This is a genomic window from Acinetobacter lwoffii (assembly GCF_015602705.1).
GTDB classification, from domain to species: Bacteria; Pseudomonadota; Gammaproteobacteria; order Pseudomonadales; family Moraxellaceae; genus Acinetobacter; species Acinetobacter lwoffii_E.
The window spans coordinates 2703770-2716454 of record NZ_CP059081.1; the positions used below are offsets into that span (position 1 = coordinate 2703770).

7 protein-coding genes are annotated in these 12685 nt (G+C 48.4%); 4 read left to right on the plus strand and 3 right to left on the minus strand.

Going from position 1 to position 12685, the window contains the following annotated elements; genetic code table 11:
• Positions 1–4: 4 nt before the first annotated feature.
• Positions 5–4129 (minus strand): UvrD-helicase domain-containing protein, encoded by a 4125-nt coding sequence (locus tag H0S56_RS12885; protein WP_195725228.1) that lies wholly within the window; start codon positions 4127–4129, stop codon positions 5–7.
• 4 nt (positions 4130–4133) lie between these two features.
• Positions 4134–7838, minus strand: coding sequence for an exodeoxyribonuclease V subunit gamma (locus H0S56_RS12890; RefSeq protein ID WP_195725229.1), 3705 nt, complete (start codon positions 7836–7838; stop codon positions 4134–4136).
• Between the two features lie 177 nt (positions 7839–8015).
• Between H0S56_RS12890 and H0S56_RS12895 the strand changes: the two genes are divergently transcribed.
• A complete protein-coding gene (locus H0S56_RS12895; RefSeq protein WP_195725230.1) occupies positions 8016–8516 on the plus strand; it encodes a hypothetical protein in 501 nt (166 codons plus the stop codon).
• Positions 8517–8570: 54 nt separating this feature from the next.
• On the opposite strand, the gene pap is transcribed toward H0S56_RS12895, so the two are convergent.
• On the minus strand, positions 8571–9989 hold the full coding sequence (gene pap / locus H0S56_RS12900) for a polyphosphate:AMP phosphotransferase (RefSeq protein WP_195725231.1): 1419 nt from the start codon (positions 9987–9989) through the stop codon (positions 8571–8573).
• Positions 9990–10194: 205 nt separating this feature from the next.
• Here pap and H0S56_RS12905 point away from each other — a divergent pair, with 205 nt between their 5' ends.
• The 3 genes from H0S56_RS12905 (at position 10195) to H0S56_RS12915 (ending at position 12680) form a co-directional block, all read left to right on the plus strand.
• Positions 10195–10899 carry an FFLEELY motif protein gene (locus H0S56_RS12905; RefSeq protein ID WP_195725232.1) on the plus strand — a complete coding sequence of 235 codons (705 nt, stop codon included), beginning with the start codon at positions 10195–10197 and terminating at the stop codon, positions 10897–10899.
• Positions 10900–11045: 146 nt separating this feature from the next.
• Positions 11046–11990, plus strand: a complete 945-nt coding sequence (ubiE, locus tag H0S56_RS12910; RefSeq protein WP_004647333.1) for a bifunctional demethylmenaquinone methyltransferase/2-methoxy-6-polyprenyl-1,4-benzoquinol methylase UbiE — start codon at positions 11046–11048, stop codon at positions 11988–11990.
• Positions 11991–12002: 12 nt separating this feature from the next.
• Positions 12003–12680: a ubiquinone biosynthesis accessory factor UbiJ gene (locus H0S56_RS12915; protein WP_005108055.1), complete on the plus strand. Its 678-nt coding sequence runs from the start codon at positions 12003–12005 to the stop codon at positions 12678–12680.
• The last annotated feature ends 5 nt before the right edge of the window (positions 12681–12685 follow it).

Genomic DNA, 12685 nt, shown 5'->3' on the forward strand with positions numbered 1-12685 from the left:
AAAATCATGCTGATTTTTTCTGCTCAAAATAGCCCAATATTTGATCCAGTTTTTCTATGAATTCCAGGCTCGGTTGCCAATGATAAGCCCCTTGCTGCGCCTGTCCATTCATCCCGCGCAAATACAGATAGGTCGCGCCGCCCAATTGCTGCTGAATCGAATAACCCTGCATATTGGCACTCAGGTACCGATGCAGCGCCACCAGATACAAAGCGGCCTGCAACCAGTAACTGGACTGGCTCATATTCTGCTGAATTGCCTCAGCACTATAGTGCTGCTGATCAGGTCCGAGGAAGTTACTTTTATAATCGGCAATATGGTAGCGCTGACCATCGAAATACACCAGATCGATGGAACCGGTCAGATACCGCGCCGATTTGGCTTCATTAAAATCGCTCATGACCATGTCATGTTCGAGAAACAGCTGATGGATTTGCCGAATCTGCAAAGGGGCATCTGTCAAGGACAGATAAAAAGGAAATTCTGACAGATACTGTTTAGCCTCCAGCTGTGCCAAGGCAAAATCTGCCTGAATCGGGGTAATAAGAATATCACGCACCCAGTCATGCATCAGGTTCAGCAAAATATCTTCTGTAATTTCGTCCAGCAATCCCTCAAAAGCCGTCTGGAAAATACTGTCCACATTCAGCGATTCAGTGCTTGCAGAGCGTGTGAGCTGAGCTATTTCCTGTTCAAAAAACTGGATAAAGGAGTCATCCTCCAGCCCATCGAAATACACTTGAAACTGACCTAAAAATTCCAGCAGAGCTGAACGCTCGAGCTGCTGTTCCGAGTGAAACAGCTGCTGCCCTTGCTGGCGATAAGCTTCACTTTGATCATGCAGGCGAATTCCGGTCAATAACTTATAGTTCAGGCTGGACAATACGCGCTGCATACTATGACGCAATTCCTCTGCTTTGAAATCTGCCTGAGCTGTGGCCTGAAACAGGGTTCGCAGATTCACCACAGCAGCCTGATAATGCAGGGAAAAGGCCTGTTCCAGCACACTACGTATATGAAAAGCCTGTTCAAATTTTTCTTTCAGTTCCTGCCAGATTTGCGGTGCGGTATTTTTAAAACGGCGCCGGATTTCCAGATTCCAGTAACTGCTGTCCTGAAAATCAATATGTTCAAAAATGCTGTGCAAGAATGTTCCGGCTACGGTGCCTTTAGGAAAATTCAGCCTAATCCAGTCTAGGGGCACAGCTGCTGGCTGTTCTTCCAGACCGGTAAAATGAATTTCATCGGCAGCACTGTCGGGCTGTTCATAAGCCGTGACCAGATCGTCCTGCAAGATATGTCCATGTAGCTGATGCTGTGACAAAGCCGTAAAACTGGTTTTGGTTCGCGGATAAAACTGCCGCTCTGGCAAAGGTTGCGCCCGCATGTCGACCTGATGATGGTTCGACTGCTCGACCAGGCGCGGTGGCTCCTGAGACAGAGGCGGCTCGACCAGACTTAAAGCATGTTGAAACAGTTGATCTCCCTGACCACGCCAGAAGGCCAGCCCCGAATCGGACTGTGCGTTTTGATCCTGCAGCATGGCATATACTCGGTGACTGGCACGGGTCAGCGCCACGTACCAGAGCCGGTGGTTTTCGGCAGCATTACGCGCTGCATTTTGCAGAATCGCCTGCTCATGCAAATTCTTGTGATTGACTGCAATCACCCGGGATTGTTCCAGGATGTTGTCCTGTTCAGGCGCAGACAGGGAAAAATTCAGATTGCCTTTATTCACATCAAAAGCAGCATCTGCTCCCAATAAAAACACCACTTTAAATTCCAGCCCTTTGGAGGCATGAATGGTCATCAGCTGCACCCCATGATCCCCAGACAGCTTGCGTTCTTTTTCGCTGTCCTTGCCTGAAGGTGACTGAAGCTGGCGCAAATACCAGTGATAGAGTTTTTGCGCCCCCTGATAATATTCACTCTGCTGGCTCAGCATCTCGGTCAGATGGCGCAGATTGACCACCACCCGCTCATTGTCCAGACTTTGACTGGCCACCAGATTGGTCCAGACCTGAAACAGGTTCAGTGCATAATTCCAGGCGGTCAAAAAGCCTTTCTCAAACCACATTTCCCGAATTATATCCAGATCCGCAATATAGCGACTGAGGCCTTCACTCTGGCTTTGCAAATCAATCAGTTTTTTCAGATTGAAGCCCAGCAGACGGGTTAGTAAAGCCCGCTTGACCTTGGCCTCATTGAAAGGATCCATAATCGCCGTCAATACGGCTGCGACATCCTGAGCGATTGGACTGGCGAACACGCTCTGTTTGGATTCTTTATAGCAGGGAATGCTCATACGCTGCAGGCGTTGCTTCACCTGTTCCAGCGCATAATGTCCAAATCCCAACACCGCAATATCATCTGCATTCAGGTTTTGCTGATGCTCCTGCTGCTGAAAGTACAATTGTTGCTGGGCGGACTGATTCAGCAACGCACGGATTTTCCAGGCCACCTGATCGGCTTCTACATCGGCTTCACCCAGCTGAATCCAGCGTAGCGGCTGTGGATTGCAGGCACCACTGTCGATTAAATCCGGATGTGGCCGGCTGCCGGCCTGAATCAGGGTGTACTGCACCTGTTCGCCAAAATCCATTTGCCGCTGGAACAGTGCATCAACCACTTCTACGAGCGGTTTGACTGAACGATGGTTCTGCATCAGGGTATATTCATGACCCTGCTTGTGGCGTACGTCAGCGTGTGCCTTGTTATAAGTCAGCATGTCGCCGCCGCGGAAACCGTAAATTGCCTGTTTCGGATCACCGACCATAATCATGCAACCGGACTGCACCCGGTTGGCATCACGCCAGATCTTGGCCAGCAGATCATCCTGATCCTGATTGGTGTCCTGAAATTCATCGACCAGAATCAGCGGATAACGTGCCTGCACAAACTGGGCAAAACGCTGTCCCTGCTGGCCTTGTAATGCTTCCGCCAATGTACGGATTTGCTGGGAAAAAGTGGTTTCACCCTGCTGCTGTAAGGTTTGCGGCAAACGGGTCTGCACACTTTGAATAATATGAAATTCCAGATAGGTCGTAAGCTGTTGCAGCTGCTCATCCAGATACTGTTTGACCTCGCACAGCGCATCAATTGCCACGATCAGACTATGTTGCAAAATCAGCTGTTGCTCTGCATCCGGACAGCTTTTGTTAAAGACCTGAGTGGTCGGCTGGAAATCGGTTTTCTTGCGGCGCAAATGGCACAGATTCAGTATAATCGGCTGCAATTCAGCATCAAAGAAACTCATTGTTCCTTGAGTTTTCAGGGCTGCGCTCCAGGTCATAAAGTTTTCACAAATTTCGGTTAACTTGGTCAAAAAACTCTTGTGAAAATACTTCGGACTTTCCTGACAATAACGCCGCATGACGGCAAGATCATGCTCCTGAATATTCACTAATTGACTGATGCAGGCTTCCAATTTGTTCAGGTCACATTCAGCCGGTTCGATCTTGCGGAAATACTGCTTGCTGAAATTCAAGGCATCACGCACCAGCCTGGTATAATGCTCCACCGGTTTCAGTAGATTCTGGACATACAGATGATTGACCATATATTGTGGCTGTTGCTGAATCCAGTCACGCAGCACATCATGAATCAGCTGCTGAATATACAGATCCTGATCTTCGGTCAGTTCTGCACGTTCAATCTTGCCACTTTCAAAGGCAAATTCACGTAACAGTTTCTGGCTAAAGCTGTCCAGGGTGCCGACAAACAGTTCATCCAGCTGGTTTAGCACCAGACGTAAACGGCGACGGGCATAATCCAGCCGTGAACCATAATCTTTCAGTACCTGCTGAAATAAAGGATCGGTTTCATTCTGGATTTTTGCTGCGATTTCAACTGAATTGAGCTGCTGATGACGCTGGATATAAGCCAGCGTTTCCTCGACGCGAAGCCGTACCCGGTTTTTCAGTTCAGCTGTGGCTTTACGGGTAAATGTCGTCGCAATCACCTGATGCGGATAATACTGGTCCAGAAAAATCCGCACCATCAGGCTGGAGAGCGTATAGGTCTTGCCGGTGCCTGCCGAGGCTTCAATCCAGTGTAGGCCCCGAAACTTCATGTCCTGAATCGGATTGGTAGAAATGGCTGTTTGCGTCTGCTGCTTTAAGAAAGTCATACGGCTATTTCACCCACTCCAGATGTTGATGAATCGGCGAATACAGGCCATGGGCAAAATCATGGCAGCAATTTTGCAAGGCGAGATCCGGATCCTGATCCTGCAAAATAAATTGCCAGTCCTGATGCAGCAGACTGGATTCATCCGAAGCCAAAGGTTTGGCACTCTCATAGCTGTTGTTCCAGGCCTTTAGCAATTCCGGCATTTCCACAATGGTCATTTTGCCCTGTTCATTTTCGACCCATTGCCACTCTTTTTTCATCAGTAATTCTGCCGGCAAGACCAGCGGCTGCTGTTGACCAATTTCCCAGGCCTTTAACCAGAGCTGCAAATACTCATGTGCCTTGCTCGAACTTAATCCGGAAAACTTCAGGGTTTTATTACTGAAAATGACAATGCGCTCCAGTTCTGGTGAGCGTGCATCGTCATTCAAGTAAGCCAGCCACAACAGATATTCCAGCCAGATCTGGGCACGTCGTTTTTCCGAGGCTGAAGAGGATTGCATACTCAACCAGTAGCTGCTGTGCGGAACCTGAGGCAAATTAATATGAATGATCAGTTCAGGACTGAACTGCAAGGATTGCTGGGTAACTGGCGTCAGTTCTTTGCCCAACTGTAGCAAACGTTCTTGTAACAGCTGCTGTTCCTGCTGGCTGCTCAACCAGGTGGCCTGCTGGGTTTTACCCACCGGCAAACGGTCCAGCATCAGGCTTGGCTCAATCTCCTGCTCTTGTTGCAACAGAAAATCCCGTACCTGATACTGTTCCAGCTTGTTCAGTAATAAAGGTTCCCGGGAACTCGGCAAATCGGCATAGCGAATCGTGGAAACTCCGACACTTTTCAGGAATAGACGTGCCGGGAAAATCATATCGCGGATCCATTCATCGCCTTTGAGTACCCGGATTTCTTTTTGTTCTAGTGCCGGATAATGTGCATTAATCCAGCTGCTGCGTTTGCCTTCGGCACTACGGATATACTCTGCCACTGCAAACCACTGATCCTGATAACGTGGTGTCTGCATATCTGCGAATCCGGCCGGATCAAAAGGCTGCAAGGGATGTACATGATAAAGCTGCTGGATATGTTGAGCGACTGACAGACCATGAATATCCACCATCGGATCGACTTCGGCATCCGGCTGTTCAGACTGGCAGATCAGCGCGATATGCTGAACCAGTTCCTGCAAGGCAGTGGATGGATCACGAGCCTCACCATCCTCCAGATCAAAGCCATTATAGAACAGCCATAGATTTTCCTGTGCCAGCAGCAAGGCATCCAGAAAAGCGCCCTGCTCGTCATCCAGACGGGAACGGTCACCGAGTTGCGGCTTCAGGCTGCGCATCAGGTCAAACGGAACCTGTTGATTACGGCTCGGAAATTTACCGCTATCCAGATTCAGCATCACCACCAGTTTATAAGGCAATGGCCGGATCTGGCCAATCTGGCTAAAGGTAATCTGCCCGGTCGGTTCGGCCTGATCCAGCTGCATCTCCAAGGTATTCTGAATTTCTTCCAGCACATAAGGCAGAGGCAAACTCAGTGCCACCAGTTCCTGACTGGCATGTGGATCATCCTGATCATGATAATCGGCCAGGGTCAGCATCCGCATTTGCTTGTCGATAATTTCGGCAACGGTTTTGAGCGATTCTACTCCAGCGTCACGAAATTCATTCAGATCGGCGCGCAGATATTCCAGCCAGGTTTTGACTGGCGTGCGTTGTCCAGTTTCATGTAAAGTCAGCCAGTCACGGCGCTGTACCAGATCTTGATAAATCCGGATCAGGGTGGATATCAAGGGAAAATCACTGGTCAGAACCTTGGCATAACTCAAGGTGTCCTGAAACAGGGTATGTTCAGGAATCGCCAGACCCAACGCCAGACGGTCCAGGGCGAATTTAAAGCTAAACCGGTAATCCTCATCGCCTGCGCTCAGACTTTGCTGTAAATGCTGCTGGTCCAATCCACGCTTGAAGCCAGCATCTGTCAGCAATTGTAACATCCGCTCTACCTGACTATAGTCCAGACCATAATACTGCTGGGTCGCATTCAGGCTGAGCCAGTCGGCAAAGTCCTCAATACTGAAACGGCGCCGTACCCACTGAATCCGGCCCAGTACCGCGCGCCAGGCATTGCTGACATCCAGACGCGACACCCCGGCAATCTGGATCGGTAAATACAGGTTATCTTTTTGCAGGCGTTTGCTGCCGGTTTCGCGCTCACGCGGTGGTGGCGCAAAGACACTGCGAATTGCCGGTTCCAGTTCTTTCAGACTTGGCGTCAACACCAGAATATCACTGGGCTGACGCGGCGCTTCTTCATTGCCTTGAGCCAGCCAGTGAATCAGTTGTTCTTTGAGAACTTCCAGCTGACGTAATGAAGAATGACAGACATGAATCTGTACCGAATCATCATCAGGGCTTAAAGCATATTGATGCTGCTCGGGCTCGAGCAAATACAGGATATCCGACTGGATTTTGGCCAGCAGTTTATTTTGATATTCATCCACAAAGACATCGGCCCAGAGACCCTCTTCCCCCGAAGACAGTTTAGAGAGTAGAGAAAAATGATCCCGTGCCTGCTTGCCGAATCGGGTCAGGAGCGGATGCCGCGATTCCCGGTCTTCGGCATTAAAGTTCAGCTGCTTGATCCTGAAATCTTTTATTTCCGCATCATTCGGTTTACGTTGACGGGTTTTTTCAAAACGCTGAATAAAGCGCTCTTCCCGCTGCAAATCAAATCTGGCTTTCCAGTCCGGATCGACACTGTCGGCCCAGTATTCCTGCGAGGGGTTGAAGTGAAAAATATAGATATCAATGTACTGGCCCAGACGGCGTAAAAAATCCAGCTGGCTCGGTGGCAATTCTAACAGGCTAAACACCACAATCTGTGCCGGCAGTCGTTTCAGAGCTTGGGCCCGGGTCTCTGCATTTTCCAGCCGATCCCAATACAGGCGTTCAATCTCCAGGATTTTGGCATAGTCATCCTGAAATACATGCTGCCACAACCAGCGTTGCCAGGCTTCCAGTTCACGCGCCTGAATCTTGACAAAATCCGCCACCTGCATCTCATGGCCATTTTCATCTTTGGGGCTATAGATCATCTGTTCGATATCAAGCGCAATATCCTGTCCCCAGGCCTCGAGCCAGTTACTCGGACAACTGCAGTTGTTTGGAGGACAGTTACGCGCGCAATAACCGCGATAATCCATATAATGACTGAACAAACGCGACACCTGCTCGGCTACCCAGTACAGCATGCTCTGTTTTTTCAGCTGCTTCTCTGTACCCTGCTCCAGCCGGTCAGCACTGTCATAAATCCGCTTCACAATAGAATACAGCGGATGATCGACGTCTAAAGGAATCTGTTCAGGCAGAATACATTTACGCAATGCCTGAAACACGCGCCATTTGATGATAATGCGCGGAATATTGGCTTCACGGACCTGCTCCACTTCTTTAGGCGCATTCAATACCCATTGATAGGAAGTCCATTGAAAGGCGCGAATCCGGTGATGAAACTGGGTATTGGCGCTAATACCTTTTTTCTCGGCAATTTTCTGGGTCAGCCAAGTTTCTACTGCCGGAGATGGCACAATAAAGTGCCGGGTTTGTAACACCTCAAATGGATTCCGGGCAGTCTGGTTGACAATACGCAGCATACTATCCAAAAGCACATCAATACGTTGACTCTGAATAACATGAATGGCCATTGGTTCCCCTGAACTGCTGAATGTGGTTTTTACTACAAAACGATAAAGATTATTTACTATACATCCCGAGCGCTCTATGACACTTTAAAACCACACTTCAGTCGAAAAATTTCTTTGAAAAAAGCATCTTAAAGATGCTTGAATAGAAAAAAACAACATAGAGCTTAGGTAGTGCCCATGAAATTAGATAAAATTCCTGAACGTCTCGATCCGAGCCTAGATTTAGAACAAATCCGCGACGAATGCCTGGAACTCACCAAAAAACGCGCCTACTATTCTGCTGGTGCTGCCGTGATTCCGGTACCTTTTATGGACGTGGTCATTGATGTCGGCATCTTGTCGCAATTGATTCCCGAGATCAATGCCCGCTTCGGCCTGTCCCCTGAGCAGATCAGTGTCTACGATCCGAAAACCCGTCAGATTCACTGGCAAGAGCTGCGTAAACGTGGCGTAGAATTTTCCGGTCTGGTGGTCGCACGTACGGCAGTTAAAAAATCTTTGAACAATGTTGCAGCGAAAGTGATCATAAAGCAAGTCACAAAATTCATTCCGCTGGGTGGTCAGCTGGTGGCCGCAAGTCTGGGTTATTTTGTCATGAAAAAAATTGCCGATGCTCATGTGCAAGACTGCTATCGCACCGCTAAAAGTATTCAGCAAAAACAGGTCGCCCAAGGTTAATCCTGTTTAAGCTAAATATTTTTAAACTGTTTAAAATTCTCTACTTCAGGCAGATTATTCTGCCTGAAGTTGTTTTAAAATAGCCTTTAGTACTTCGACCCGTGCGGTATGTTTATCATCAGACGCGATAATGTGCCAAGGCGCTTCCTCAGTCGAAGTATGTTCAAACATATCGGCTGCCGCTTTCAGATAATCATCCCAGCGTTCCCGGTTACGCCAGTCTTCTTCAGTAATTTTAAAACGCTTATGTGGTGTATCTTCACGCGCCTTGAACCGTGCTGCCTGTTCCTCTTTAGAAATGGCCAGCCAGATTTTCACAATCACCGTTTGATGCTTGACCAGGCTCTGTTCAAAACGGTTAATTTCCGCATAAGCTCGCTGCCATTCTACCGGACTGGAAAACCCTTCTACCCGTTCTACCAATACCCGACCATACCAGGAACGGTCAAAAATGCAGATATCATCATCGGTTTGCAGCTTGGTCCAGAAGCGCCATAAATAAGGACGGCTCAGCTCATATTTTTCTGGTGCGGCAATGGTATGAATTTCATATTCACGTGGATCCAGTTTTTTGACAATCCGCTTGATCGCGCCGCCCTTGCCAGCAGCATCCATGCCCTCAAACAGAATTACCACATTACGCGAATCGGAACGCATGGCTTTGGCGACCTTCGCGGTTAATTTTTTTAGTTCCGGTTTGTAATCTTCTGGCTGGGCTTGAGTCTTGGAAGGATGTTTTAACTGCTCGGGAATCTTGGCCTGTTTCCATCTTCCCTTGGCTCTGGCGGGATGATCCGGACAATGTTTCAAGGCACTCAGGATATACTGGGCAAATTGCTGGTCGCGCTGCTGCTCATCTTCGCCATCAATAATGAACCAGTCCTCGGTAAAGCGCTGACGCAGGCGCTGCAAGGTGTCATATTCTTTGCGATTGCGCCAGTCCAGACCATGCAGTTGATGCCAGTGAGTTTCAATCGGATCCATGGCATCCAGACGTTTTTGCAAGACTTTCCAGGACAGGTCAAACCAGACCTTGATCACATCGACATGGTTATTTTTCAGGTCCTGTTCAAAGGCCTGCATCTCTTGCAGATATTCATCAAACTGTGCATCACTCAGCGGGCTTTCAGCTTGCATGGCACTGCCAAGCAGATCACTGTACCAGTTACCAAACAGCACCATGATCTGGCCTTCGGCAGGAATAAAACGTGCATAAGGTTGCCACAAGGTCTGCTTCGGGCCGGCTAGCTGAGGCTTATCGGCTTTCACACGCAAATAGCGCGGATCGACCCATTCACGTAACTGTTTAACCGCTTCACCCTTGCCGGCCAGCTCAATGCCATTCACCAGAATCACCAGACTTTTGGCATTTTTCTGGCCCCGGGTCTTTTTTAAATTATATTGGGCATCAATCAGCTCGACAGACAGCTGATCTTCATCCATTAACTGAAATTGTGGTTGTTCCATACGCATCTTCAACCCTGATCTTTTATTCTGTCTGCAGTATAGCGAGGAGTTTCAGCGCAAAAATAGCTCTGGCAACGTTTTTCACACGATTAAATTGGCTATTTAAACAACAGATTGACATACAAATGCCCGATCTCTGTTCAATTTGTCATAGCAGGATTGTCCGGCAGCCTCTAAGATTCTTGCATCCTCCAATCATAATTGAAGCCTCATGTCCAAACTTGCCGTACTCGATGATCTGTTAGCGCATTATTATCAACTGGCTTATCACACCCGGTCTGACATTCTAAGCCGTTTAGAGGATGTACAGGCCTGGCAGAAAGTCCGCATGCAGCGCACCCATCGCGCCCATTTTGCTGAAAAACAAAACCTGTTGATGTCCGAGTATTTCCTGAACCGTCTCTACGGCGGCGCTGACTTTGATGCGCTGGCAGAACAGATTGCCCGGCTGATGAAATATGCGCATAAAGCAGAAAAAGTTATTCCGGAAAATGCCATTAAAACCGGCACTTCAGGTGTAGAGCTGGCTATTCTGGCGGTACAGCTGGATGAACAGGTCGCGATTCAGTTATTACAGGATTATCATCCGCATGAACCGTTGACTGACGAGATGATGCGCCTGACCTATCTCAAACTGGATCAGGGTGAAGCACGCTTGAAACAGCTGGCTCTACTGGATCAGCTCGGCATGAGTCTGGATAAATACATGCGCTCCTTTGTGGTCTATGCGGCCTTCAAGATGTGTAAAGGCGCGGCGAATAAATATAACTTTCAGGTAATGTATGAATTTATGCAGGATGGTTTTCTGGCCATGAAGCCACTCAAATCGGCAGAAAAATTTGTACGCACGTTCACTGCTACCGAACGCCAGATTATCGATAAAGTACATTCTGGCGATCCGCTACCATTTCAGTAAATACCCGATGAGTATTTCTGCCAAGCATGAATTTTTCTGTATATTATTCATAACAATTGCATCATGATTGCTGAATAAGCCTTTAGAATCTGTCATGATGCAGACAATGCAAGATTAACCCGATTGATATGTTAGGAGTGACTCCAATGTCGAATGAAAATACAACGCCTACCCCTACCCCCGAGTCGGCACAACAGACAGACAAAGTGAGCCCATTCTTAACTGAACCCCTTCCACAAGGCACCCCGCAAGGTCAGCAACAATCTTTAGAACAACGTCTGACTGACACGCCTGTGACGGGTACTGTGCCTAAATACAATCTGCCACGCGGTGCCAATACAGGTAACGTCGGCTCAACCACGCACTTTGGCTATCAAACTGTCAACAGCGAAGAAAAAGCCCAGAAAGTCGCAGAAGTGTTCCACTCGGTGGCGAGCAAATACGACATCATGAATGATCTGATGTCTTTTGGTATTCATCGCCTGTGGAAGCGTTTCGCGATCAATATGTCAGGTGTACGCCGTGGCCAGCATGTGCTGGATATCGCGGGCGGCACCGGCGACTTGGCGAAAGTCTTTAGCCGCGAAGTGGGCCCGACGGGTCATGTGGTACTGTCTGATATTAACGAATCGATGCTGAATGTCGGTCGTGACCGTCTGATTGATGCGGGCTGTACCAATGTCGATTTCGTTCTGGCCAATGCCGAAACCTTAGAACCATTTGCAGACAACAGTTTCGATCTTTTAACGATTTCTTTCGGTCTGCGTAACGTGACCGATAAAGATGCGGCACTTGCTGCGATGTACCGTGTACTCAAGCCAGGTGGCCGTTTACTGGTTCTAGAATTTTCTAAACCGGTGTTTGAGCCATTCTCTAAACTATATGACCTGTATTCGTTCACAGCATTGCCAATCATGGGTAAAATCATTGCCAATGATGCAGAAAGCTATAAATACCTAGCTGAATCAATCCGTATGCATCCGGACCAGCGCACCCTGAAAGGCATGATGGAAAATGCCGGCTTCCAGAATTGTGACTATCACAACCTGACTGGCGGGATTGTTGCGGTTCACCGCGGTTTCAAACTTTAAGGTTCCTTGCCTATGTGGTCAATTCTGGCACTCGGTGCTGTTGAACGCGTGATTCATCATATCATTGATCTGGATGCCATTACCCGCATCCAGCTGAATGCTCTGTCCGGTAAGATGCTGCGGGTGGTGATCGCCTCGCCGCAGCTTTCGGTCGATGTTTTTTTTGATGAAAGCAAAGTTCGTCTGGAACCAACGGCAACCGGTCATACCGAAACACCTTCGGTCTTTGAACAACGTCCATTTGACGCAAGTTCCGCGACAGTCACCGAAGCAACTGCAACCTTGCAGGTCAGCAATGTGGTGGAATTACTCAAGCTGCTGCTTTCCGATGAAGTCGGCAATATTCCATTGCAAGGCGACTACAAGTTATTGCAGGAAATCCAGCGCATCATGCAACAGGCAGAATTAGATCTGGCGGCGCACTTAAGCCCCTGGATTGGCCCGACACTGGCGCATGAAATTGGTAAATTGCAACTGCTGCCCAAGCAGCTAAAACGCACCCTGCAAAGTCAATTATTTTTTGCCGAAGATGCCTTAAAAGAAGACAGCGGTCTGTTTGCCCCCCGCTGGCAAATGGATGACCTGAATCAGGACACCCGTATCCTGAATCAAAATTTAGATCGGGTTGAAGCAAAAATCCATCAGCTTCAGGCTCAAATTGATGCCTCAAACAATTCTACTCAAGACTAGGTACA

Bases quoted from the DNA above. Each gene is read 5' to 3' on its own strand.
- H0S56_RS12915 (WP_005108055.1), top strand. From the start codon at position 12,003: ATGTGGTCAATTCTGGCACTCGGTGCTGTTGAACGCGTGATTCATCAT.
- H0S56_RS12895 (WP_195725230.1), top strand. From the start codon at position 8,016: ATGAAATTAGATAAAATTCCTGAACGTCTCGATCCGAGCCTAGATTTA.
- H0S56_RS12885 (WP_195725228.1), bottom strand. From the start codon at position 4,129: ATGACTTTCTTAAAGCAGCAGACGCAAACAGCCATTTCTACCAATCCG.
- ubiE (WP_004647333.1), top strand. From the start codon at position 11,046: ATGTCGAATGAAAATACAACGCCTACCCCTACCCCCGAGTCGGCACAA.
- H0S56_RS12890 (WP_195725229.1), bottom strand. From the start codon at position 7,838: ATGGCCATTCATGTTATTCAGAGTCAACGTATTGATGTGCTTTTGGAT.
- pap (WP_195725231.1), bottom strand. From the start codon at position 9,989: ATGCGTATGGAACAACCACAATTTCAGTTAATGGATGAAGATCAGCTG.
- H0S56_RS12905 (WP_195725232.1), top strand. From the start codon at position 10,195: ATGTCCAAACTTGCCGTACTCGATGATCTGTTAGCGCATTATTATCAA.